This is a genomic window from Lysobacter sp. Soil_N_23, assembly GCF_057656135.1.
Genome location: NZ_JBDGKY010000014.1, coordinates 30,280 through 53,485, shown reverse-complemented (window position 1 = coordinate 53,485; position 23,206 = coordinate 30,280). Strand labels below are relative to the sequence as shown.

The window sequence follows — 23,206 nt, the reverse complement described above, 5'->3', positions numbered from 1 at the left end:
CGGCCGTCCCTCCCCCACAAGGGGGGAGGGCAAATCCCCTCTCCCCTTGTGGGAGAGGGTGCCCCGAAGGGGCGGGAGAGGGGGCGTTTGCTCCTTCCTATCAACAGTGGAGGTCATCCCCGCCGGTGGTTCCTACCCGGTACGAAGCTCCCGATGGCGAAGGAGCGTCTCCAACGAGCACAAGATGCAGAAGATCCCGAGCTGTGCGATCGCGCTCTTCCCAGATATCAGACCGATTGTCGTCAGGACGACGCCACACGCTGCCAAGCCCGAGGCCGCCAAGGGGAGCAACGCGCCAAACAGCCGAGATTGGCCCGGCACGCCGATTGCCAACTCCACCGGCAAGAACAGCAGCGATATGGGGATGTAAGCAAGGGCAACTTGACCAAACGCAGGACCAATACCACCCCAAGCGAACGACAGCCCTAAGATGCCCCCCACGATCAGAGCCAAGTAAAACGCCACTCGTGCAGGCCAGATCGCGTTTCCCTTGGTCATCACGGCATCCAGCGTTCGAAAGCGCAAGCAGCACCGTGAGGCACGCGCATGAAGTCTTCTCTCAGCCCTTCCCCATCGCTGCCGTCCGATAAACCAGTTTCAACTCCTCAGGCAGCAACCCCGGTGCGAACAGGAAGCCCTGGCCGATGCTCACCCCCAGTTGCAGCAGGAACGCCCGATGCTCCTCGGTCTCAACGCCTTCGGCGACCAGGGTCAGGCCGAGGCTGCGGGCGATGCCGGCGACGGCCTGGCAGACCGCCACGTCGGACTGGTTGCCCGGTACGCCCTGGACAAACAGCTGGCTCAGCTTGAGGCCGTGGATGGGCAGCCGGCGCAGGTAGTTGAGCGCGCTGTAGCCCTCGCCGAAATCGTCGATCGTCAGCATCACGCCCATCTCGCGCAGTGCGGCGAAGGTGCGCAGGGTGTCGGGTGCGTCCTCGATCAGCACGCGCTCGGTGAACTCCAGTTCCAGCGCGCTGCCAGGCAGGCCGTACTCGGCCAGGGCCGAGCTGACGCTGCTGGCCAGGTCTTCGCCGAGGAACTGCCGGTACGACACGTTCACCGCCACGCGCGGCACGGCCAGTCCGCCTTCCTGCCATTCGCGCAGTTGCCGGCAGGCTTCCTGCAGCACCCAGTCGCCGATGCCGACGATGTCGCCGGTGGTTTCGGCGTGGTCGATGAATTTGTCCGGGCGGATCTCGCCCAGCGAATGGTTGCGCCAGCGGATCAAGGCTTCCGCCGCGACCATCGCACCGGTGGTGAGGTCGACCTGCGGCTGGTAGACGAGGTGGAACTCTTCGTTGTTGACCGCCCGGCGCAGGTGCGTCTCCAGCTGCAGCCGATGCAGTTGCTGCTCGGCCAGCTCCGGCGTGAACGCCTGCCAGCCGTTGCGGCCGCGGCGCTTGCTGTCGTACATCGCCACGTCGGCGCTCTGGATCAGCTGCTGCGAGCGCACGCCGTCGAGCGGTGCCTGGGCGATGCCGATGCTGGCGGTGATGCTGAACTCCTCGCCGTCGAGGCGGAAGCTGTCGCCGAATATCTCCAGGATCGCATCGGCCAGCCGTTCCGGGCGCGAGGGATCGCTGCCGGTTTCGCAGATGATCAGGAACTCGTCGCCGCCGAATCGCGCGATCAGTCCTTCGTTGCCGATCGCGCGCTGGATGCGGCGACCGGCCGAAGCCAGCAGGCGATCGCCGGCGGCGTGGCCGAGCACATCGTTGACGACCTTGAAGCGATCCAGGTCGACATAGAGCACGGCCAGGGTGTCGCGCAGTGGATCGTCGAGGCGGCTTTCCAGTTCGGCCAGCACCGCATCGCGGTTGAGCAGGCCGGTGAGCGGATCGCTGCGCGCCTGCACGCGCAGCGTTTCCTCGTCGTGCTTGCGCTCGGTGATGTCCTGCATCGTGCCGGTCAAACGCGAGTTGAGCGGATCGGCGGCATCGGCCTCGCCGATCACGCGCAGCCAGAAGCCGCGGCCGTCGGCGCGGTGGCCCTGGACTTCGAGTTCGAGCTTGCGCCCGAAGGAGATCGCCTGGCCCAATGCCGCGCGCAGGCGCTCGCGATCCTGCGTGCGCAGGCAGGCGAGCATGTTTTCGATGGTCGACGGGGCCGGGCGATGGCCGAGGATGCGTTGCGCCTCGTCGGTCAGGTACAGCCGGTCCGGGCCGACTTCCCATTCCCAGCCGCCGATGTGCGCCATCGCCTGGGCGCGATCGAACAGGGTGCTGTCGCGCTTGAGCGTGGTGATGTCGGAGAACAGCGACAGCACCTGGTGCGGCTTGTCGCCACCCGGGGGGAACTGCGGCACCGCGGTCACCGACATCCACATCAGCTGCTGCCTGGCGCGGTGGTACAGGCCGAGCACGGTGCTCTCGCTGATTCGTCCTGTCTTCAAGGCGCGATGCGAAGGGTACATTTCGGGAGGCAGCTGCCTGCCGCGCTCGTCGACGACCATCCAGTTGTCCTCGCGCAGCGCATCGTTGACCGACTCGCCCTCGCCGACGCCGAGGATCTTCATTGCCGCCACGTTGGTGTAGACGATCTGCAGATCGGCGTCCTGGATCAGGATGCCGCGGTCCATCGCTTCCATCAGTTCGCGGTAGCGCAGTTGCCCGGTGAGCCGGCTGCTGAGATCGCGCGCGACCGCGACCATCGCCTTGCGACCGTCGTACAGCAGCGGCCCGGTGTGGACCTCGACCGGAAAGCGCGTGCCGTCGGCGCGCATGTTGGTGACCTCGACCATGTAGCTGCCGCCGCGGTTGAGCGTCTCCAGCACCGGGACCATGTGGTCCTGCGGCAGGTCGGGGTTGATGGTTTCGATCGGTTGGCCGACCAGGTCCTCGCGCGGGCGCCGATAGGATTCCAGCCCGGAGCGATTGAGGTCGAGCACGGTGCCGTCGTAGGCAATGATGCTGACCGGGTCGGGCAGGGCGTCGAACAGGTCGCGATAGCGCTGGCGTTCCGCATCCGCTTCGGCGCTGGACTCCTGCAACGCCTGGCGTGCCTGTTGCAGGAGCGCGCGTGTAGCTTCGGAAAGCGCACCATCGTGCGCGAGCGCCTGGTCGATGGCTGCCAGCGTGGCCGCCGCATCGGCCGTGGCCGGCGATGACGAGGGCATGGCCGCTGGCGCCTTCGGCGTCATGAGGCCGCGAGCGCCTTGCCGACCCGGCTGCCGGTTTCGCGCCCGAGCAGGGCGGCGAGCCAGCGGCCGGTTTCCGCCAGCGCGGGCAGGTCGATGCCGGTCTCGATGCCGAGCCCGTGCAGCATGTAGACGACGTCCTCGCTGGCGACGTTGCCGCTGGCGCCCTTGGCGTACGGGCAGCCACCGGTGCCGGAGACGGCTGCGTCGACCACCGCGATGCCTTCCTCCAGGCACGCGAGGATGTTGGCCAGCGCCTGGCCGTAGGTGTCGTGGAAGTGCACGGCGAGCGCGCCGATCGGCACTTCCTGTGCCACCGCCAGCAACATCGCGCGTGCCTTGCCGGGGGTGCCGACGCCGATCGTGTCGCCAAGCGACACTTCGTAGCAGCCCATGTCATGCAACGCACGCGCAACGCGTACCACGTCGGCCAGCGGCACTTCGCCCTGGTACGGGCAGCCGAGTACGGTGGAGACATAGCCGCGCACCGCCACGCCGTCGGCGCGTGCGCGCTCCATCACCGGGATGAATCGCTGCAGCGATTCGTCGATGCCGGCGTTGATGTTGCGGCGGTTGAATTCCTCGGAGGCGGCGGTGAACACCGCGATCTCGTCGACGCCGGCGCTGCGGGCGCGTGCATAGCCCTGTTCGTTGGGCACCAGCACCGGATAGCGCACGCCGGGCCGGCGATGGATGCCGGCCAGCACTTCGGCGGCATCGGCAAGCTGCGGCACCCACTTGGGGCTGACGAAACTGGTGGCCTCGATGCTGCGCAGGCCGGTCGCCGACAGGCGATCGATCAGTTCGATCTTGTCGGCGGTGGCGACGTTGGTTTTCTCGTTCTGCAGGCCGTCGCGCGGGCCTACTTCGACGATCCGGACCGAGCGCTTCATGACGCCAGCGCCACCAGCACGGCGTCGGCCTCGACGAAGTCGCCGGCGGCCGCACGCACTTCGGCGACCGTGCCCGCGCGCGGCGCCTTCAGGCTCAACTCCATCTTCATCGCCTCGATCACCATCAGCTCCTGTCCTGCCTCGACCTCATCGCCCGGCGCCGCCTTCACCAGCACCACCCGCCCGGGCATCGGCGCGAGCAACCGGTTGCCGGTGCCGACCGCGCTGCTTCGCTCCGGACGATACATCGGCACCGCCTGAAGACGGAGTCGACGACCGCCGTCATGCACGACGATGCGCCCGTCGTGCATGGTCCCGCCGTCTCCCGCGCTGTTGGCGGGGGGCGCATCCATAGCCAACGTAAAGCGGCGGCCGCGTCCGTCAATGCGCAGGCTGAGGGCGTCGCCGGCCTCGTTGCGGGCGCCTTCGACAGTGTGGATCCGGTCCGCGTGCTCGATGCGGTAGCTGCCGTTGCTGCCCTGCGCATGCAGCTCCAGGCGCCGTTCGCCCTGCAGGAAGGCCAGGCTGCGGCGGCTGCCGTGCCCCAGGCGCCAGCCATCGGCGATGGCCCACGGCGAGGACGGGTCGGTCGATGCGCCGGCGCGCTCCAGGGACTGGCGCTCCTGGACCAGCAGTTGCGCCGTGGCGGCCGCCAGCAGCAGGTCCTGCCCTGTGTCATCACTGGCGGCGTCGCCGGCCTGGATGAACTCGTCAAGGTGGCGGTCCAGGTAGCCGGTGTCGATGCGGCCTTCTACGACCGCCGGATGGCGGACCAGGCGTTCGAGGAACTCGATGTTGGACTTGGGCCCGGCAATGTCGCACTGCGCCAGTGCCGCACGCAGGCGGGCGAGGGCGCGCGGACGGTCGGCGTCATGGACGATGAGCTTGGCGATCATCGGGTCGTAGAAGATCGTGACGGTATCGCCCTCGATCACGCCCGAGTCGATGCGCACGTGCGGATCGGTCGCCGGCAACCGCAGCCGTTCCAGGCGTCCTGAACCGGGCAGGAAGCCGGCATCGGGGTCTTCGGCGTACAGCCGCACTTCGATGGCGTGGCCTTGCTGTGCGATCTGGTCCTGCGCCAGCGGCAGCGCTTCGCCGGCGGCGACGCGCAGTTGCCATTCGACCAGGTCCAGGCCGGTGACGAACTCGGTAACCGGGTGCTCGACCTGCAGGCGGGTGTTGATCTCCATGAAGTAGAAGCCACCCGGCTTTCCATCAGCATCTTGGCCGACGATGAACTCGACGGTGCCGGCGTTGACGTAGTCGATCGCGCGCGCGGCCAGCACCGCGGCCGAGCCCATCGCATCGCGCAACTGCGCCGATAGGAACGGCGAGGGCGATTCCTCCAGCACCTTCTGGTAGCGGCGCTGCGCCGAGCATTCGCGCTCGTTCAGATGGAGGGTGTGGCCGTGGCTGTCGCCGAACACCTGGATCTCGATGTGGCGCGGGCGCTCGACATAGCGCTCCAGCAGCACGCGATCGCGACCGAAGGCATTGCGCGCCTCGCGCTGGCAGCTTTCCAGGTTGGCGGCGAACTCGCCGCTGTCGCGGACGATGCGCATGCCCTTGCCTCCGCCACCATGCGCGGCCTTGATCATCAGCGGGTAACCGATCGCGTCGGCTTCGCGCTGGAGCACGTCGGGCGACTGGTCCTCGCCGGTATAGCCGGGAACCACCGGCACGCCGGCGGCCTGCATCAATTCCTTGGCACCGGCCTTGCTGCCCATCTTGCGCATCGAGGCTGCCTTGGGCCCGATGAAGACGACGCCGGCCGCTTCGACCGCATCGGCGAAGTCGGCGTTCTCGCTGAGAAAACCGTAGCCGGGATGGATCGCCTGTGCGCCGGACTTGAGCGCGACTTCAAGGATCGCATTGCCACGCAGGTAGCTCTCGGCCGGGCGCGGCCCACCGATCGGCCACGCCTCGTCGGCCAGGCGCACGTGCTGCGCGTCGGCATCGGCCTGCGAGTACACCGCGACGGTGGCGATACCGAGACGGCGGCAGGTGCGGATCACGCGACAGGCGATCTCGCCACGGTTGGCAATCAGGATCTTGTCGAACATGGACTAGCGCTTGCTCCTGGTTTAAGCCCTCCCCTTCAAGGGGAGGGTTGGGAGGGGATGGGTTCCAGCTGCCGCAGCGCATCCAGAATCACCTCGACCACACCCTCGACATTCTCGAATACTTCGTTGTTGCAGAACCTCAGTACCATGAATCCCGCGTGTTGCAGCAGCTGTGTCCGCGCCCGGTCGTAAGCCACCTCATCGGCGTGCTGGCCGCCATCGAGTTCGATGACCGGCTTCCGCTCCAGGCACGCGAAATCGGCTTACACGGCCCAGCGGGGTTTGCGCTTTTCCAGGAACGCGCCAAGGCCTTCCTGGCCTTCGGCCGATACTCGCAGACCGGCGATGAGCGCGGCATTGTCGGTGTCGAGGCGATCGCGGTCGCGTTCGCCGGCGACTCTGCGGATCAGGGTCTTGGCGGTTGCCGAGGCCACGGGGCCGGCCTTCAGCAGCAGGTCGATCTGGCGCTGCACCGCCTGGTCGAGCTCGCCGGCCGGGACGACCTGGTGGACAAGGCCGATCTGCAGCGCAGTGTCCGCGTCGAAGATCTCTGCGGTAGCGAACCAGCGCCGTGCCTGGCGCGGTCCGAGCGCCTCGATCACATAGGGCGAGATCACCGCCGGCAGCAGGCCAAGCTTGCTCTCGGTCAGGCCGAACTTCGCCTCGGCAGCGGCGATGGCGATATCGCAGCAGGCGACCAGGCCGACGCCACCGCCGAACGCGGCACCGTGCACGCGGGCGATGGTCGGCTTGGGCAACTCGTCCAGGGTGCGCATCAGGCGGGCAAGGGCGAGGGAGTCGTCGCGATTCGCCGTCTCGCTGGCCGCGGCCATGCCGCGCATCCAGTTGAGGTCGGCGCCGGCCGAGAAAGAGGCGCCTTCACCCTCCAGCACGACCACCCGTACGCTGTCGTCGGCGGCCACCGCCTCCAGCGCCCCGGTCAATGCCGCGATCACCATCGCGTCGAAGGCGTTGTGCAGGTCCGGTCGGTTCAGGCGCAGGCGGGCGACGGCCCCTTCGCGCAGGTTCAGCAGGGGATGGGTCATCGGCCTGGGCTTGTTGGACTGTGGCGAATCATAGCCGCTGGCCCGCTGGACCCGTGCGTTCGCGGGCGGTGGTGTAGAATTGAGAACAATTCCCATTTGGCGCCTTGGCCCGATTTCGCCTCCCGGGCCGGCTTGCAGGTGAACCTTGAAGCTGTCCGAATTGCCCCGTCGTACCGTCGCCACTGTTGAAAGCGTCGAGGACCACTCGCCGAACGATTCGATCGCGCGTCGCCTGCGCGAGCTCGGTTTCGTCCATGGCGAGCGCGTGGAGGTGATGGCGGCCGGCCCGGTGTCGGCCGAGCCGCTGCTGGTGCAGATCGGCTTCACCCGCTTTGCATTGCGCCGCAGCGAGGCCGCGCGCGTGCGCGTGCAGTCCGCCGGCGACGGCAAGCGCATCAACGGCTTCGACCCGGAAGAGGGCCAGGCATGAGCACTGCCGACGCCATCCGTGTCGCACTGGTCGGCAATCCGAACTGCGGCAAGACCGCGCTGTTCAACCAGCTGACCGGCAGCCGGCAGAAGGTCGCGAACTATGCCGGCGTGACTGTCGAGCGAAAGGAGGGTCGCTTCCATGCGCCGTCCGGACGCCACTACGCCGTGCTCGACCTGCCCGGCGCCTACAGCCTGCACGCCGCCAGCCTCGACGAGGCGGTGACGCGCGACCTGTGCCGCGGTTTCTACCCGGGCGAGCCCGCGCCGGACGTGCTGGTGTGCGTGGTCGATGCGACCAACCTGCGCCTGCACCTGCGCTTCGCCCTGGAAGTGCGCGAACTGGGTCGGCCGATGGTGGTGGCAGTCAACATGATGGACGCGGCCAAGCGTCGCGGCATCGACATCGACCTGGCCGTACTCGAGCGCGAGCTCGGCGTGCCGGTGGTGCCGACCGTGGCCGTGCGCAGCGGCGGCGCGCGCGAACTGGTGGCGATGCTCGACAGCGTGGCCGACAAGCTGCACGAGCCGCGTGTGCACCTGCCCGTCAACCTCGCCAATGACGCCGACGCGCTGCACGCCGAAACCCGGCGTCTGCTCGAACTGGCCGTGGCCATGCCGCGCCGCACCGCCGAGATCGACGACGCACTCGATCGCTGGCTGCTGCACCCGGTGCTCGGCCTGCTGTCGCTGGCGGTGGTGATGTTCCTGATCTTCCAGGCGGTCTACGCCTGGGCGACGCCGCTGATGGACCTGATCGAGGCCGGCACCGGCGCGACTGGCGACTTCGTCGGCGCGATGCTGCCCGACGGTCCACTGCGCAGCCTGCTGGTCGACGGCATCATCGCCGGCTTGGGCAGCGTGATCGTGTTCCTGCCGCAGATCCTGATCCTGTTCGCCTTCATCCTCGCACTGGAGGAGTCGGGCTACCTGCCGCGTGCGGCATTCCTGCTCGACCGGATGATGGCATCGGCGGGTCTGTCGGGCCGTTCGTTCATTCCGCTGCTGTCGAGCTTCGCCTGCGCGGTGCCCGGCATCATGGCCACGCGTTCGATCCAGGACCCGCGCGACCGGCTTGCGACGATCCTGGTGTCGCCGCTGATGACCTGCTCGGCGCGGCTGCCGGTGTACGCATTGCTGATCGGCGCCTTCATTCCGCAGAAGCAGGTGCTGGGTGTCCTCAACCAGCAGGGCCTGGTGCTGTTCGGCCTGTATGCGGCCGGCATCCTCAGTGCGCTGGCGGTGTCGTGGGTGATGAAGAAGTGGCGCCGCGACAAGAGCGAGCACGCGCTGCTGCTGGAGCTGCCGTCGTACCGCATTCCGCACCCGCGCGATCTGCTGATCGGCCTGTGGGAACGCGCCTGGATCTTCCTGCGTCGCGTCGGCGGCATCATCCTGGCGCTGACCATCCTGCTGTGGTTCCTGCTGTCGTTCCCGGGTGCGCCGGCGGGCGCCACCGGCCCCGCCATCGACTACAGCTTCGCCGGCCGCATTGGCCACGCGATGACGGCGGTGTTCGCGCCGCTGGGCTTCAACTGGCAGATCTGCATCGCGCTGATTCCGGGCATGGCCGCGCGCGAAGTGGTGGTGTCGTCGCTGGCCACGGTCTATGCGCTGTCGGCCGCCAATGACGATGCCGCCACGCAGGCGCTGACGCCGCTGATCAGCGACGGCTGGTCGCTGGCCACGGCGCTGTCGCTGCTGGTGTGGTTCATCTATGCGCCGCAGTGCATTTCGACGCTGGCCACGATCAAGCGCGAGACCAACTCGTGGAAGCAGGTGGGCATCAGCGCCGGCTACCTGTTCGTGCTGGCCTACCTGGCCTCGATGCTGACCTACCAGATCGCCGTGGCGCTGGGGGCAGGGTGAGCATGGACGCCGGCCTGCTCGCGCAGTACCTGGTCATCGTCGTGGCGGTGGTGATCAGTGCGGGCTTTGTGGCGCGGCGGCAGTTTCCCAACGCGGTTCGCCGGTTGCGCATCGCGCTCGCGGTACCGATGGTGCGCGACGGGCAGCCCGCCTGGTTGCGCACGCTGGGACGTCGCATCGCGCCGCCGGCGAGCCTGGGCGACGCCAGTTGTGGCGGCTGCGACAACTGCGGGCCGACGCCACCGCGCAAGCATCAATAACCGTCATCCCCCCCGCGAAGGCGGGGACCCAGCGCCTCCGCTCCAGATCGTCACCCCCGCGAAGGCGGGGACCGAGCGTCCCCGCTCCAGATCGTCATCCCCGCGAAAGCGGGGACCCAGCGCCTTAGCCTGACCATTGCCGATACCCGCACCGTCATCCCCGCGTAGGCGGGGATCCATGGACGTTGGTTTCGCACACGAAGAGCAACAGCAAAATGGATCCCGGCGTTCGCCGGGATGACGTGATGGGGCGGAAGGGTGGTGGGCCTGGGTCCCGGCGTTCGCCGGGATTACGTGATGGGACGGAAGAGTGGTGGGCCTTGATCCCGGCGTTCGCCGGGATGACGTGGCAGAGGGGACGGGGGCTGCGAGTGCGGAGAACGCGGCCGCCTAATGGCGTCCGCGTCCCCGTCCGGCCCGATAGCCCTTCACTTCCACCGCTTCGACTTCCAGGGTGAAGGAGCGCTCTTCGCCAGCGAAGAGCGCCCCGACCCCCATGACCTGGCGATCGATCTCGACGCCCTCGTCGTTGCGGATGGTCAGCACCACCGAATACTCCAGGGCGTTGTCGCCCGGTGGTGGCTTGATCGTTCCTTCCACGCGCAGCGGCACCGACCGCTGCTTGGCGGACTCCACGGCATCGGGGTCGAAGCGCAGGTGGTGCCGGCAAGACGGACAGACGGTAGCGCTGTCGAGGATCTTCGTCTTGCAGTGCGGACAGATGCGCGTCGCACCGGGTGTACCGGGGCGAACGGCACTCATGCGGCGGTGCTCGCCTCCGCCTTGCTGAAGTCGGCCTTGTCGGTCTTGTCAGCTTTACCATTCGCCGCCTTGGCCGATTCCTTTTCGTCCCAGCCGAACTCGACCTGGCCGCGCATGCGCGCACCGGCCGCGACCGTGACCGTGCCGGCCTTGACGTCGCCGACGACCACGCCGCCTTCGAGCAGTTCGACGCGGGTGGCCGATTCGATGTTGCCTTCGAGCTCGCCAGCGATGACGACCTTGCGCGCACGCACGCCGCCGGTGACCTTGGCGCCGACTTCGACCGTCAGGTCGCCTTCGACCTGCACGTCGCCCTTGAAGCGTCCGGCGATGCGGATATGGCCCGCGCCCTGGATCTTGCCTTCGATCGACAGGTCGGCCGCGATCAGCGACTCCTTGCCCTCGCGCTCGACCGGACGCGGCGCCGGCGCGACAGCGGGCTTGGGTGCAACGCTGGAGCCGAACGAAATTTCATTGCGCACGTCAGGCTCCTTGCCCAGTGCCGATTCTGGTTGCGCCGGCTGGGTCGGCGGCAGGTTTTCGCGCTTCGGGGTGGACGACGGGGGGGAATTGAAGATCGCCATGGCACGGACTTCCTAATGGTGGGCAGGACACATTGAGCAGAGATGGAGTGCAACCAGTCGAGGCTACTGGCCGTTCCCCATCATCGGTGTGACGCGCCTCACCCAATCATCACGTTGGGCCGACCGTTTATCTGACGATCACCTGCCTGAATTGGTGCAGGGTGTCCTCGCGCCTCAAGTGCCTTCGGGAAGCAGCATGACTGCCGCGATGAAGATGACTGCGGCGATGCCCGCGGTAATCCTGTTGTCACCGCCAAGTGCCAGCGGCACGCCGCGATGACGGGCGATCGCAATCTCCGTGCAACGGCGCACCACCAGCGCCAGCGCGGGCAGTATCAGGAACAGCCGCTCGCCGGCGATGTCCTGGGCCAGTCGCGGCGCCAGCATCAAGCCGAAGGCGACCGACATGGCCGCGTATTCGCCGAAGGTGAACCTGCTGCGGATCACGGCGGCCGTCGCCAGCCCGACCATCAGGTAGCCAAAGAACGCGGGCAGCATCGGAAGCAGCGCGATGACTATCGCCATGACCGCCAACGCCACCGGCAGCCAGCGGCTGATGGGGCCGGCGCGGGTGCTCTTGTCGTCCTCGTGCAGGCGCAGCCAGCCCAGGCCTTCGCGAATCCACAGCACGGCCAGGACCAGGGCAACCATCATCCCGATCACCAGGGACGCGCCCCCGGGCATGTCCTGGCCTAGCAGATGGAAGAACCCGGCCAGCAGCCCGAGGATGGCGCCGCCCATGGCACCGGCGATGGCGGAGCTGCGCAGCAGCAGCGACAGCCAGCGCCAGCATCCCTCGTAGTAGGGATTGGCCAGCATCTCCATGAACTGCACCTGCTCGGGGTTGATCGACGCCGGCAGTGCACCGCCGTTGCGCTGTGCAAGGTGTCGTGCCAGTCGCGCGGCGCGCACGGCGAATCCGGCATCTATTGTCGCCAGCATGGCCCGCCAGCGCCGGAACGGACGGCGCTTGAGTTGCCGCAGGACCTTCCTGCCCGAATCGTTCTCGCCCATCGTGTGCATGCGCTCGCGCGCGATGGCGTCCTCGACTTCCTCCTGCGCGCGCGAATGTTCGGCGATCGCCAGAACGCGCTGGAAGTCGAGGTCGAAGAAGCTTGAAAGCACGCGCGAGTGTCCCACCAACAGCGGCCTGGAGGTCGCTGCCTGCAGCCATTGCCGGAACAGCGCGTCGCCGACCGCCGCCTTGCGGTCGATGTGGTACAGCGCCGCTACCGAGTTGAGCCACTGCTCAAGCTTGCGAGGGCTGTCCTTGTCGCACAGATCATGCAACTGCTGCACGAACGTGGCGTAGTCGAACGCCGGCTCGGCATCGACGGCGGCCGCAACGACGGTCGTCACCGGCGCCGGGCGGTCGTCTTGTGCGGGCGCCGGAGGCGGCGCTTGTGCCGCGAAGGGTTGCAGGCGAGGCGCAGGCTCGCACTCCAGCACTGCGACCTCGTCGCCGGTGTCATCTGCTGCCTGCCACCGCGCCTGGCGCTGGCGCGCAACCTGGAGCGCGGCCTGGTAGGCCTCGTTGACCGCCTGGAATGCGACCGGGTTGTCTTCCGGGCGGTTGGCTTTCAGCGCCTTGGCATACGCGCGCTTGATCGTCGCTTCGTCGGCGGTCCTGGCCACGCCGAGGACTTCGAAAGGGCCCATGGGTCAGGCCGGCTGCGAGGTTTCGACACGGTCGAGGAAGCCGGCGAACTGCTTGCGGTGTTCGGCGATCTCGCGCGGGTCCTGGCGGTCGAGGACGCCGCGGAACTGGCCCAGTGCCGTCTGCAGGTCTGCGCGCGCCCACAGCAGTTCCTCGTACAGGCGCTCGGCCCGGGCGAGCAGGGCGATGTTCTCCTGCTGTTCGCGTGGGTGCGTCTTCAGCTGCGCCAGTGTCCTCAGCCGCACCTGGATCTCCTGCGCACTGAGCACGCCCGGATTGCGTTCGAGCACCACCTCGCGCAGTACGCCGGTGGAGCGCACTGTCGCTTCGACCTGCAGCAGGCCGTTGATGTCGTAGGTGAATCGCACGTCGACCGGGTTCTCGTCGCGGCTTTTCGCCGGCAGGTCGACGCGCAGTTCGCCCAGGCGCACGTTGTTGGCCACGCGCGGACTCTCGCCCTGGTAGATGCGCAGGTCGACGACCGTCTGGCCGTCGCGATGCGGGTAGTAAGTCTCGATCCGGCTGACCGGCACCGTGCTGTTGCGCTGGATGATCGGCGAGAACAGCCCGGCTTCGGTGTTGTCGGCGACCTCCACTCCGAGCGTGTGCGGGCAGATGTCGGTCAGCACGATCTCCTCGAGCTTCTCGTCGCGGGCTTTCATGCCGGCGGCGACGCAGGCGCCGATGGCGATGGCCTCGTCGGGATTGACATGGCGCAGCGGCAGACGGCCGAACATGCGCGACACCAGCCGCGCGCACAGCGGCATGCGCGATGCGCCGCCGACCAGCACGATCTCGTCGAGCTGGTTCGGGCTGAGTCGCGCGTCGCGCATGGCGCGCTCTAGCGGCGTGCGCATGCGCTGCAGCAGATCGTCGCAATGATCGGCAAACGCCGCCTCGTCGATCTGCCAGGAGAAGGGTTTGCCGCCCAGCGTGATCTCGAACGCGGCCGAGCCGGACTGGCCCAGTTCGCGCTTGGCCAGTTCCAGGCGCCGGGTCAGCAGCGCGACGTCCTTGGCATCGACGTTGCCGCTGATGCGGTTGTCGCGGACGAAGGCTTCGCGCATCGCGCGGGTGAAGTCCTCGCCGCCGAGATAGTTGTCGCCGGCGCTGGCATGGACTTCCATCACGCCATCGAACATCTCCAGGATCGACACGTCGAAGGTGCCGCCGCCCAGGTCGAAGACGAGGTAACGGCCACTGTCTTCGCGCTGCTGCAGGCCGTAGGCGAGCGCGGCGGCGGTGGGTTCGTTGATCAGCCGCTCGACCTTGAGGCCGGCCAGTTCTCCGGCGATGCGCGTGGCCTTGCGCTGGGAATCGGAGAAATAGGCGGGGACGCTGATGACCGCTTCGCTGATCTTGCCGCACAGCGCCGCTTCGGCATCGGCGACCAGCGACTTGAGCACCAGCGCCGAGAGCTCTTCCGGGCGGAACGAATGCGGCCCCAGACGCGTGGTGCGCTCGGTGCCCATCCAGCGCTTGAATGCGGCCACGGTCTGGGCCGGGTGCGTGACCAGCCGCTCCTGGGCGGCGCGGCCGACGATGATGCGGCCTTCGTCGTCGACGCTCACCACCGACGGCGTCAGCAGTTCGCCCAGCGCGTTTGGAATGAGGCGCGCGCCTTCCTCGCTGAAGACACCCACCAGCGAGTGGGTCGTCCCCAGGTCGATTCCCAGGATCATGGTCTGACAGTTCCCCGTTGTTCCCCTGTTCGCCATCCCGGCTCGCGGCCAGGACTGCCACTGCGCGCCCCCGCGCGCAGCGGTCGAACTATCGCATCCGGGCCGGGAGGGACGGAAGGGGGAGGCGGAAGACGGAGGCTTGTCGGCTACATGCGGAACACGCCGAAGCGCGTGCGTTCCTCGATCGGCGCGTTGAGGCTGGCCGACAGGCCCAGGCCGAGCACGCGGCGGGTGTCGGCCGGATCGATGATGCCGTCGTCCCAGAGTCGGGCGGTGGCGTAGTAGGGGTTGCCCTGGCTTTCGTACTGGTCGCGGATCGGAGACTTGAACGCTTCTTCCTCTTCGGCCGTCCAGACCTTGCCGGCGGCCTCGATGCCGTCGCGCTTGACCGTCGCCAGCACGCTCGCCGCCTGCTCGCCGCCCATGACCGAGATGCGCGCGTTGGGCCACATCCACAGGAAGCGTGCGCCGTAGGCACGGCCGCACATGGCGTAGTTGCCGGCGCCGAAGCTGCCGCCGATGACGACGGTGAACTTGGGCACGTGCGAGCACGCCACCGCCGTCACCATCTTCGCCCCGTCCTTGGCGATGCCGGCGTTCTCGTACTTGCGGCCGACCATGAAGCCGGTGATGTTCTGCAGGAACACCAGCGGGATGCCGCGCTGGTTGCACAGCTCGATGAAGTGCGCGCCCTTGAGCGCGCTCTCGGCGAACAGGATGCCGTTGTTGGCGACGATGCCGACCGGATAACCGTGCAAGTGGGCGAAACCGGTGACCAGGGTCTTGCCGTAGCGCGCCTTGAACTCCTGGAAGTCGCTGCCGTCGACGACGCGGGCGATGACCTCGCGGATGTCGAACGGGCGACGCGTGTCCTTGGGCACGATGCCGTAAAGCTCGCTGGACGGATACAGCGGTTCGCGCGCGGCCTGCACCGCGACCGGCAGCGTCTTGCGGCGGTTGAACGTGGCGACGATGTCGCGGGCGATCTGCAGCGCGTGGCGGTCGTCCTCGGCGAAGTGATCGGCCACGCCGGAGACGCTGGTGTGCACGTCGGCGCCGCCGAGCGTTTCGGCGTCGACGATCTCGCCGGTGGCGGCCTTCACCAGCGGCGGACCGCCGAGGAAGATCGTGCCCTGCTCGCGCACGATGATCGACTCGTCGCACATGGCCGGCACGTAGGCGCCGCCGGCGGTGCACGAACCCATGACGACGGCGACCTGCGGGATGTTCTGTGCGCTCAGCCGTGCCTGGTTGTAGAAGATGCGGCCGAAGTGTTCCTTGTCCGGGAACACCTCGTCCTGCAGCGGCAAGAACGCGCCGCCGGAATCGACCAGGTAGACGCAGGGCAGGTGGTTCTCGCGCGCGATTTCCTGCGCGCGCAGATGCTTCTTCACCGTCATCGGGAAGTAGGTGCCGCCCTTGACGGTGGCGTCGTTGGCGACGATCACCACTTCCTGTCCCATCACCCGGCCGATGCCGCAGACCATGCCGGCCGCCGGTGCGGCGTCGTCGTACATGCCTTCGGCCGCGAGCGGGGCGATCTCCAGGAACGGCGAACCGGGATCGAGCAGGGCAGTGATGCGATCGCGGGCCAGCAGTTTGCCGCGCTCGGTATGGCGGGCACGTGCCTTGTCGCCACCACCCTCGGCGGCGCGGGCAAGTCGGGCATCGAGCTCATCGACCAGGGCGCGGTGGTAGGCGACGTTGTCCTGGAAATCCTGGGAGCGCGGATCGATGTGGGAAGTCAGTGCGGGCATCGATGCAAGGGGTGCGAAGGATGCGGCATGAGACCACAAAGGCCGGCGTACGGCCAAATCGCTGCCGCATCCGCACCATCCGGGCCGCAATTCCGTCATCCCGGCGAACGCCGGGATCCAGGCCCGCACCGCATCAGCACCATCACGTCATCACGTCATCACGTCATCCCGGCGAACGCCGGGATCCAGGCTCGCACCGCGTCAGCACCATCCCGTCATCCCGGCGGATGCCGGGATCCATCTTGCTCTTGCCTTGCGGCCGGCGAACACGGGCCAGAGCAACGTCCCTGGGTTCCCGCCTTCGCGGGAATGACGAGCAGAAGGATGACGGGCACAGGAAAAAGAAAGGCCCGCTTGCGCGGGCCTCTCGAAATCGACGCTGCAAACAGATTGCGCTTACTTCTTCACTTCTTCCGCGGCCTTGTCGGCCTTGTCGGCAACCTTCGCCGCAGCGTCGGCCGTGGCCTGGGCCGCATCGGCGGTTGCAGCGGCGGCGCCGGCGGCGGCGTCGGATGCAGCGGCGGCGGTGGTGTCGGCAGCCTGCTCCACGGCGGCACCGGCCTGGGCGGCGGCGGCGTCAGTGGCGGCGGCAGCGGCTTCCGCGCTTTCGGTCGCGGCAGTGGATGCGGCATCGGCAGCCTGCGAAGCGGCGTTGGCGGCTTCGGCAGCTTCGGTCTGCGCGGTTTCGGTCTTCTGGCAGGCCGACAGTGCCAGGACGGCGGCGGCCAGGGCTACATAAAGCTTGGTGTTCATGAGTCTCTCCGTTGGGTTGTCCGAGAAGTGCCAGGTAAAAAAATCACCATCAACAAGATCAGGCAACGCCGGCGCTCACTGCGATCCGGCCGGGCCAGTCCGATCGTTCACTGATCGGGTGTGGAGCTTACTGCGAACCACGTCGCGCGTGGCGTCCGTGGTCCTACTACGGAAAAAGCCGCCGGGAATCCCGGCGGCCTTTCCTGTGAGAGCAACACCCGGGCAGTTGCCTGCCCGAAGTGATTACTTCTTCACTTCTTCCTTGGCAGCGTCAGCAGCCTGGGTGGCAGCGTCGGCAGCCTGGGTGGCGGCGTCAGCAGCCTGGCCAGCGGCGTCAGCAGCTGCGTCGGCAGCGGCCGGAGCAGCAGCGGCGGCGGTGGCGTCAGCCGAAGCAGCGGCAGCGTCAGCAGCCTGGGCAGCGGTGTCGGCAGCGGCCTGAGCAGCGTCAGCAGCAGCGGCGTCGCCGGTAGCAGCAGCGGTGTCAGCAGCGGCAGCGGCTTCGGTCGAAGCAGCGGCGGCGTCCGTGGCAGCCTCGTCAGCCTGCTTCTGGTTCGAGCAGGCAGCCAGGGCGAAGCCCAGAGCCAGGGCGATCAGCGCCTTGTTGAAAGTCATGGTTTATATCCTCGTCGTTTAGTTAGGCAACGCGCAGTTGCGCGTCTATAACATGATGACAAGCCGGTGACGCGTGTCAAGCGGCTTGTCCGGTTTTTTTTAAGTAATACGTTTTTAACGTCTTATAGCACTTCTACAGCAATCGCCGTGGCTTCGCCACCGCCAATGCAAAGGGAAGCGACGCCGCGCTTGACGCCGCGTGCACGCAGGGCATGCACCAGGGTCACGACCAGGCGGGCACCGCTGGCACCGATCGGGTGGCCAAGGGCGACCGCGCCACCGTTGACGTTCAGCTTTTCGTGGGGGATCCCCAGGTCCTTCATCGGCGCCATGGCCACACAGGCAAACGCCTCGTTGACCTCGAACAGGTCGACGTCGCCGACCTGCCAGCCGGCCTTGGCCAGCACGTTTGAAATCGCTTTCACCGGTGCGGTGGTGAACCATTCCGGCGCCTGCGCATGGCCGGCGTGGGCGACGATGCGGGCCAGCGGCTTGAGGCCGCGCTTGCCGGCTTCCTCGGCGCTCATCAGCACGGTGGCGGCGGCGCCATCGGAAATCTTCGACGACGATGCGGCGGTCAGCACGCCTTCCTTGCCGAAGGCCGCGCGCAGGGTCGGGATCTTGGCCAGGTCGATCTTGCCCGGCTCCTCGTCACCGTCGACGACGACTTCGCCCTTGCGGCCCTTGACGGTCACCGGGACGATCTCGCCCTTGAACGCGCCGCCGGTCACGGCGGCCTGTGCGCGACGCGCGCTCTCGGTCGAGTACGCATCGAGCGACGCGCGGTCGAACTGGTACGTCTCGCATGCCATGTCGCCGAACACGCCCATCGCCTTGCCGTCGTACGGATTGGTCAAACCGTCCCACGCCATGTGGTCGAGGAACTCGGCGCTGCCGTAGCGGATGCCGGTGCGCGAGTTGTTAAGCAGGTGCGGTGCGTTGGTCATCGACTCCATGCCGCCGGCGACGACGACATTGGCCGAGCCGGCCTTGATCAGGTCGGTGGCCAGCATGATCGCCTTCATGCCCGAACCGCAGACCTTGTTGATCGTGGTGCAGCCGGCCGACGCCGGCAGGCCCGCGCCGAGCGCGGCCTGGCGTGCCGGTGCCTGGCCCAGGCCGGCCGGCAGGACGCAGCCCATGATCACTTCGTCGACCTGGTCGGCGGCGACGTTGGCGTGTTCGAGCGCGCCGGTGATGGCGGCCGTGCCCAGCACTGGCGTCGGTACGCCGGTGAACTGACCGAGGAAGGAACCGATGGCGGTGCGCTTGGCACCGACGATGACGACGTCACTCATGGGGAACTCCAGGACAAAATCGGGCCAGCGCGAGGCCGGAACCCCCGGATTATGCGACGTCGTGCTGCACTGCCGCAAACTGCCGGGATGGCGGCGCTGTTCAGCGGCGGCGGGCTCGGATCCAGCGGCTGCGGATGCCGGGGCGGGGCCCGCTCGGTCCCAACGAGGCAACGAAAACGCCCGGCTCGATCCGGGCCGGGGCGCTGTCCGACGACCGCGGTCCCAGGGCGCGGAAGCGATTTGTTCTGATTGTCGTTCGCCGCCGCTTCGACTAAAACGGTCACCGGATGCGCTGGGTTCGCCGGGGAGCGAAGGTGCCATCCATCGAGGACGCCATGCACTGCCGCGAAAAGGGACTTGTTGTTGCCATGCGCACTGCGCTGTGGTCGATGCTGTTCGGCCTGGCTGCTTGCGGTGGAGGTGGTGGTGGCGGTGGCGACAACGTCCGCCCGAGTCCGCCGCCGGCGATGGTTCCGCCGCCCGCACCGCCGCCGCCGCCGCCGCCGGTTGTCTCCACGCCGGACCCGCAATTCGGAAAGCATCTGTTTTTCTCGGGCGCATCGTTCGCCCACAACCAGGGAATCACCGGCACGGGCGTCCGCATCGGCGTGGTCGACAGTGGCGTGATGCGCGCCCATCCCGCGCTGTCGCCGCGCGTGGTGGCCAATCTCAACTACGTCGGCTCGCCGCCGAACAATCTGCAGGTCGACGATGTCGTCGGGCACGGCACCGCCGTGTCGCAGATCATGGCGGGCACGCCGTTCGGCGCCTGGCCGGGCGGCATCGCGCCGGGGGCGGAGATCGTCTCGGCGCGCATCATCGAGGACGAGGAGCCGACCGACGACGGCACCGGCAACGGTAACCAGGTCAGCGGCGCGCTGGGACTGAAACCGATCCACCAGGATCTGATCAACCGCGGCGTGCGCATCATGAACAATTCCTGGGGCGGCCTGTACTGGACCGATCCGGCTGCGACCGCGCCGATCGCCGACGAGTACCGACCCTTCGTCCAGAGCAACGATGGCCTGGTGGTGTTTGCCACAGGCAACGAAAGCAAGCCCAGTCCGTCGAGCATGGCGGCGCTGCCCAGCCAACCCGGACCGGGCGGCAGCCTGCCCGCAGCGGACCTGGAGCGTGGCTGGCTCGCGGTGGCGGCGTTCGATCCCGATACCCTGGCCCTGGCCAGCTATTCCAATGCCTGCGGCGTGGCGCTGCGTTACTGCCTGACCGCGCCGGGCACTGTCGTGGTCACCGGCACCAACGACGGCCCGACGTCACCCACGTACTGGCAGTGGAGCGGAACCTCACTGGCGGCGCCGCAGGTCGCTGGCGCCGCCGCGCTGGTATGGCAAGCGTTTCCGTATTTCAACAACGACCTGGTGCGGCAGACGCTGCTCGGCAACGCCATCGACATGGGACCGACCGGCGTCGATGCCATCTTCGGTTACGGCCGGCTCAGCGTGAACCAGGCCGTGCTGGGGCCGGCGAAGTTCGACTGGGGCGACGTGACGGTGTCGTTCGACGGCATCACTTCGACCTGGCAGAACGACATCAGCGGCACTGGCGGGCTGACCAAGCTCGGCACCGGCACGCTGGTGCTTACCGGCCAGACCAATTCCTACACCGGGCCGACCCGGGTCCTGGGCGGCACGTTGAATGCCCGCGACCTGTTCCGCACTTCGGTCGAAGTGGGCGCTGGAGCAACGCTCGAGAAGGGGGTCGGGGCGCGCCTGATGGTCGGTGGTGACCTGACGAACTCCGGGACGGTGAAACTGTCGCCGGACGGCGACATCGGCGTGCAGGGCACCTACGTCCAGAGCGCCGGCGGACGGCTCGCGGTGTACGTCGGAAACACGCTTGGGGCGAACGCGGCAACGTTGCAAGGCGGCGACCTGCAGGTGCTGGGCCTGCGTACGGGCTATGTGAACCAGGCCCGCGAGAAGGTGCTGGTGACCCAGACCGGATTGACCGGTACTTTTGCCAGCCTGAGCGCCGGGCCCGGCGTATTCCTCGAAGCCACCCTCGGCTACGACGCCTTGTCGGCGTGGCTGGACATCACCCGCTTGTCGATCACTGCGACCGCGCAGTCGATGGGTCTCACCGCCGCTTCCGTCGGCAGCGCGCAGCGCGTGGACGGGGCGTTCGACGCGATCGACACAGGGCAGATGGGCGACGATCCGTCGGGTACGGATTTCATCTCCGGCGCCGGATCGATCCAACGCTCGGCCAGCGCAGCGGCCGCCGAGCGGACGCTGTCGAGTCTGTCGGGTGAACTGCATGGCGCCGATACCGCCTTCGCGCTGATGGCGATCGAAGGCAATCGGCGCGCCCTGGAATCACGCGTGGATGCGTTGCAGACGGCCCCGGTGGCGGGCGCGTGGGCCGATGACCTGAAGTCGCAACGGGCGATGTCGCGATTCGACATCGATGCCGATGGCTGGATGCTGGGCCAGGACCACCGTTTTGGTGATCGCCTGACCGTCGGCATGGCGTTGTCGGAGACCGAGGGTTACGCCCACCACGACCTGCGCGCCGATCGCGAGCACAACCGTCAGGCGGAGGCGCAGCTGTATGGCGCCTACGACCTCGGCCGCGGTTACCTGCTTGGCAGTCTTGCGTTGGGTCGCATGCAACGCTGGACGCAACGCGGCATCCTGCTGGGCGCCGACTCGTTCCGCGTCGACGCCGACTACGCCCATCGCTATGCAACGCTCGGCCTCCAGGCCGGATTGCCGGTCGCCGTCGGCAGGGGACGCATCACGCCCTATGCCGGCGTGCAGTCGTTGCAGCTCGACCGCGACGGCTTCAGCGAGGCTGGTGCCGCAGGCTTCGGCCTGAGCACCGCCGCATCGACGATGACCCTGAGCCAGGCATTGCTCGGCGCGCGCTTCGCCTATGACTGGTCTGCCGGGGCGTCGCTGTGGAGCCTGCAGGGCCGGGCCGAATGGCAGCGACTGCTGTCGCAGTCCGGCGGCGACATCGATGCGCGCTTCACGGCGCTGGACGTGTGGACGCCGATCGTCGGCGACGCGCTCGACCGCGACGTCGGCGTGGTCGGCTTCAGCCTCGGTACGCAGTTGCGCCGCGCCGGTCGTTTGTCCTTCGACATCGACGCCCAGCACATGCAGGACCAGACCTGGACACGCGCCATGGCGACGTGGTCGATGGGCTGGTGAGTGCAGCAACCTGCCTCCCCGCATCGCGGGGAGGCAGGGTGGTCAGTGCTTGTCGTTGAACAGTTCGCGCCCGATCAGCATGCGGCGGATCTCGTTGGTGCCGGCGCCGATCGCATAGAGCTTGGCGTCGCGCAGGATCCGGCCGGTCGCGAACTCGTTGATGTAGCCGTTGCCGCCCAGGGCCTGGATGCCTTCCAGCGCGACCTGCACCGCCGCTTCGGAGGCGTGCAGCAGGCAGGAGGCCGCATCGACGCGGCTGCTGTGGCCGCTGTCGAAGTCGCGCGCGACCTGGTAGGCGAAGGCGCGGCTCGATTGCAGCGAGGTGTACATGTCGGCGATCTTGCCCTGCATCAGGCCGAACGTGCCGATGGCGGCGTTGAACTGCTTGCGCTCGCGCACGTAGGGCAGGGCGATGTCGAGGGCGGCCTGCATCAGGCCGATCGGGCCGCCGGTCAGGACCAGGCGCTCGGTGTTGAGGCCGCGCATGAGCACCTTGACGCCCTTGTGCACTTCACCCAGCACGTTCTCGGCCGGGATCTCGCAGTCCTCGAACACCAGCTCGCAGGTGTTGGAGCCGCGCATGCCCAGCTTGTCGAGCTTCTGCGCGGTGGAGAACCCCTTCATGCCCTTCTCGACGAGGAAGGCGGTCATGCACTGGCTGCCCGCGTCCTTGCCGGCGGTGCGCATGTAGACGATCAGCACGTCGGCCTCGGGGCCGTTGGTGATCCACATCTTGTTGCCGTTGGCGACCCAGACATCGCCCTTGCGCTCGGCGCGGCAGCTCATCGAGCCGACCACGTCGGAACCGGCGCCCGGTTCGCTCATCGCCAGCGCGCCCTTCCATTCGCCGCTGCACAGCCTGGGCAGGTACTTGCTGCGCTGGTCTTCGTTGCCGTTGGCGTACAGGTTGCTGACGCACAGGTTGGAGTGCGCGCCGTAGCTCAGGCCGACCGAACCGGAGGCGCGGGAGATTTCCTCCATCGCCACCAGATGGGCGAGGTAGCCCATCTCGCTGCCGCCGTACTCGCCGGGAACGGTGATGCCCAGCAGGCCCAGTTCGCCCAGCTTGGGCCACAGGTCCTGCGGGAACCAGTTCTCCTCGTCGATGCTCGCTGCCCGCGGTGCGATCTCCGCGTCGGCGAAGCGGCGGACCGCATCGCGCAGTGCATCGATATCGTCACCTAGTGAAAAACTGCGCATGCGGGCCTCGTTGTCGGTTTACGGCG

General features: G+C 67.8%; 19 protein-coding genes. 5 read left to right on the top strand and 14 right to left on the bottom strand.

What is annotated here, in order from left to right; all coding sequences use genetic code 11:
- The first annotated feature begins 184 nt into the window (after positions 1-184).
- Entirely contained in the window at positions 185-370 is a 186-nt protein-coding gene (locus tag AC3A3X_RS11830) for a hypothetical protein (protein ID WP_487583226.1), read from the top strand.
- Positions 371-559: 189 nt separating this feature from the next.
- On the opposite strand, the gene AC3A3X_RS11825 is transcribed toward AC3A3X_RS11830, so the two are convergent.
- From AC3A3X_RS11825 to AC3A3X_RS11805, 5 genes are read right to left on the bottom strand one after another with little or no spacing between them, the layout of a single operon-like run.
- Positions 560-3,115, bottom strand: a complete 2,556-nt coding sequence (locus AC3A3X_RS11825; RefSeq protein WP_487583225.1) for a sensor domain-containing protein — start codon at positions 3,113-3,115, stop codon at positions 560-562.
- A 20-nt stretch (positions 3,116-3,135) separates the two neighbouring features.
- Positions 3,136-4,029: a hydroxymethylglutaryl-CoA lyase gene (locus tag AC3A3X_RS11820; protein ID WP_487583224.1), complete on the bottom strand. Its 894-nt coding sequence runs from the start codon at positions 4,027-4,029 to the stop codon at positions 3,136-3,138.
- Positions 4,026-6,095: an acetyl/propionyl/methylcrotonyl-CoA carboxylase subunit alpha gene (locus AC3A3X_RS11815; RefSeq protein ID WP_487583223.1), complete on the bottom strand. Its 2,070-nt coding sequence runs from the start codon at positions 6,093-6,095 to the stop codon at positions 4,026-4,028. The genes AC3A3X_RS11820 and AC3A3X_RS11815 overlap by 4 nt, the downstream gene beginning before the upstream one ends.
- Before the next feature lie 35 nt (positions 6,096-6,130).
- Positions 6,131-6,343 carry an endonuclease domain-containing protein gene (locus AC3A3X_RS11810; protein WP_487583281.1) on the bottom strand — a complete coding sequence of 71 codons (213 nt, stop codon included), beginning with the start codon at positions 6,341-6,343 and terminating at the stop codon, positions 6,131-6,133.
- A 15-nt stretch (positions 6,344-6,358) separates the two neighbouring features.
- Positions 6,359-7,141 carry an enoyl-CoA hydratase-related protein gene (locus tag AC3A3X_RS11805; RefSeq protein WP_487583222.1) on the bottom strand — a complete coding sequence of 261 codons (783 nt, stop codon included), beginning with the start codon at positions 7,139-7,141 and terminating at the stop codon, positions 6,359-6,361.
- A gap of 145 nt (positions 7,142-7,286) precedes the next feature.
- Here AC3A3X_RS11805 and AC3A3X_RS11800 point away from each other — a divergent pair, with 145 nt between their 5' ends.
- The 3 genes from AC3A3X_RS11800 to AC3A3X_RS11790 are packed head-to-tail and all read left to right on the top strand — an operon-like array spanning position 7,287 to position 9,699.
- Complete coding sequence (locus AC3A3X_RS11800) at positions 7,287-7,571, top strand: FeoA family protein (protein WP_487583221.1); 285 nt, start codon at positions 7,287-7,289, stop codon at positions 7,569-7,571.
- Positions 7,568-9,439 carry a ferrous iron transport protein B gene (gene feoB / locus AC3A3X_RS11795; protein ID WP_487583220.1) on the top strand — a complete coding sequence of 624 codons (1,872 nt, stop codon included), beginning with the start codon at positions 7,568-7,570 and terminating at the stop codon, positions 9,437-9,439. Before AC3A3X_RS11800 ends, feoB begins: the two co-directional genes overlap by 4 nt.
- Before the next feature lie 2 nt (positions 9,440-9,441).
- Positions 9,442-9,699, top strand: coding sequence for a DUF6587 family protein (locus AC3A3X_RS11790; RefSeq protein ID WP_487583219.1), 258 nt, complete (start codon positions 9,442-9,444; stop codon positions 9,697-9,699).
- A 390-nt stretch (positions 9,700-10,089) separates the two neighbouring features.
- On the opposite strand, the gene AC3A3X_RS11785 is transcribed toward AC3A3X_RS11790, so the two are convergent.
- From AC3A3X_RS11785 to AC3A3X_RS11750, 8 genes are all read right to left on the bottom strand, one after another.
- Positions 10,090-10,461: an FYVE zinc finger domain-containing protein gene (locus AC3A3X_RS11785; protein WP_200605677.1), complete on the bottom strand. Its 372-nt coding sequence runs from the start codon at positions 10,459-10,461 to the stop codon at positions 10,090-10,092.
- Positions 10,458-11,045, bottom strand: a complete 588-nt coding sequence (locus AC3A3X_RS11780; RefSeq protein WP_487583218.1) for a bactofilin family protein — start codon at positions 11,043-11,045, stop codon at positions 10,458-10,460. The genes AC3A3X_RS11785 and AC3A3X_RS11780 overlap by 4 nt, the downstream gene beginning before the upstream one ends.
- Positions 11,046-11,219: 174 nt before the next feature.
- On the bottom strand, positions 11,220-12,704 hold the full coding sequence (locus tag AC3A3X_RS11775; protein WP_487583217.1) for a J domain-containing protein: 1,485 nt from the start codon (positions 12,702-12,704) through the stop codon (positions 11,220-11,222).
- 3 nt (positions 12,705-12,707) lie between these two features.
- The gene (locus AC3A3X_RS11770) at positions 12,708-14,384 is read right to left on the bottom strand and encodes an Hsp70 family protein (protein ID WP_487583216.1); all 1,677 of its coding nucleotides are present in this window, start codon (positions 14,382-14,384) and stop codon (positions 12,708-12,710) included.
- A gap of 146 nt (positions 14,385-14,530) precedes the next feature.
- Entirely contained in the window at positions 14,531-16,141 is a 1,611-nt protein-coding gene (locus AC3A3X_RS11765) for a carboxyl transferase domain-containing protein (protein ID WP_487583215.1), read from the bottom strand.
- A 396-nt stretch (positions 16,142-16,537) separates the two neighbouring features.
- Positions 16,538-16,894 (bottom strand): hypothetical protein, encoded by a 357-nt coding sequence (locus AC3A3X_RS11760; protein WP_487583214.1) that lies wholly within the window; start codon positions 16,892-16,894, stop codon positions 16,538-16,540.
- A 243-nt stretch (positions 16,895-17,137) separates the two neighbouring features.
- Positions 17,138-17,506 carry a hypothetical protein gene (locus AC3A3X_RS11755; protein ID WP_487583213.1) on the bottom strand — a complete coding sequence of 123 codons (369 nt, stop codon included), beginning with the start codon at positions 17,504-17,506 and terminating at the stop codon, positions 17,138-17,140.
- A 122-nt stretch (positions 17,507-17,628) separates the two neighbouring features.
- Complete coding sequence (locus AC3A3X_RS11750) at positions 17,629-18,804, bottom strand: thiolase family protein (protein ID WP_487583212.1); 1,176 nt, start codon at positions 18,802-18,804, stop codon at positions 17,629-17,631.
- Positions 18,805-19,172: 368 nt separating this feature from the next.
- Between AC3A3X_RS11750 and AC3A3X_RS11745 the strand changes: the two genes are divergently transcribed.
- Entirely contained in the window at positions 19,173-21,980 is a 2,808-nt protein-coding gene (locus AC3A3X_RS11745; RefSeq protein ID WP_487583211.1) for a S8 family serine peptidase, read from the top strand.
- A 42-nt stretch (positions 21,981-22,022) separates the two neighbouring features.
- Here the strand turns inward: AC3A3X_RS11745 and AC3A3X_RS11740 are convergent, their stop codons facing one another.
- Entirely contained in the window at positions 22,023-23,180 is a 1,158-nt protein-coding gene (locus AC3A3X_RS11740; RefSeq protein WP_487583210.1) for an isovaleryl-CoA dehydrogenase, read from the bottom strand.
- Between the last annotated feature and the right edge of the window lie 26 nt (positions 23,181-23,206).

Bases quoted from the DNA above. Each gene is read 5' to 3' on its own strand.
- AC3A3X_RS11830 (WP_487583226.1), top strand. From the start codon at position 185: ATGCAGAAGATCCCGAGCTGTGCGATCGCGCTCTTCCCAGATATCAGA.
- AC3A3X_RS11825 (WP_487583225.1), bottom strand. From the start codon at position 3,115: ATGCCCTCGTCATCGCCGGCCACGGCCGATGCGGCGGCCACGCTGGCA.
- AC3A3X_RS11820 (WP_487583224.1), bottom strand. From the start codon at position 4,029: ATGAAGCGCTCGGTCCGGATCGTCGAAGTAGGCCCGCGCGACGGCCTG.
- AC3A3X_RS11815 (WP_487583223.1), bottom strand. From the start codon at position 6,095: ATGTTCGACAAGATCCTGATTGCCAACCGTGGCGAGATCGCCTGTCGC.
- AC3A3X_RS11805 (WP_487583222.1), bottom strand. From the start codon at position 7,141: ATGACCCATCCCCTGCTGAACCTGCGCGAAGGGGCCGTCGCCCGCCTG.
- feoB (WP_487583220.1), top strand. From the start codon at position 7,568: ATGAGCACTGCCGACGCCATCCGTGTCGCACTGGTCGGCAATCCGAAC.
- AC3A3X_RS11790 (WP_487583219.1), top strand. From the start codon at position 9,442: ATGGACGCCGGCCTGCTCGCGCAGTACCTGGTCATCGTCGTGGCGGTG.
- AC3A3X_RS11785 (WP_200605677.1), bottom strand. From the start codon at position 10,461: ATGAGTGCCGTTCGCCCCGGTACACCCGGTGCGACGCGCATCTGTCCG.
- AC3A3X_RS11780 (WP_487583218.1), bottom strand. From the start codon at position 11,045: ATGGCGATCTTCAATTCCCCCCCGTCGTCCACCCCGAAGCGCGAAAAC.
- AC3A3X_RS11775 (WP_487583217.1), bottom strand. From the start codon at position 12,704: ATGGGCCCTTTCGAAGTCCTCGGCGTGGCCAGGACCGCCGACGAAGCG.
- AC3A3X_RS11770 (WP_487583216.1), bottom strand. From the start codon at position 14,384: ATGATCCTGGGAATCGACCTGGGGACGACCCACTCGCTGGTGGGTGTC.
- AC3A3X_RS11765 (WP_487583215.1), bottom strand. From the start codon at position 16,141: ATGCCCGCACTGACTTCCCACATCGATCCGCGCTCCCAGGATTTCCAG.
- AC3A3X_RS11760 (WP_487583214.1), bottom strand. From the start codon at position 16,894: ATGAACACCAAGCTTTATGTAGCCCTGGCCGCCGCCGTCCTGGCACTG.
- AC3A3X_RS11755 (WP_487583213.1), bottom strand. From the start codon at position 17,506: ATGACTTTCAACAAGGCGCTGATCGCCCTGGCTCTGGGCTTCGCCCTG.
- AC3A3X_RS11750 (WP_487583212.1), bottom strand. From the start codon at position 18,804: ATGAGTGACGTCGTCATCGTCGGTGCCAAGCGCACCGCCATCGGTTCC.
- AC3A3X_RS11745 (WP_487583211.1), top strand. From the start codon at position 19,173: ATGCGCACTGCGCTGTGGTCGATGCTGTTCGGCCTGGCTGCTTGCGGT.
- AC3A3X_RS11740 (WP_487583210.1), bottom strand. From the start codon at position 23,180: ATGCGCAGTTTTTCACTAGGTGACGATATCGATGCACTGCGCGATGCG.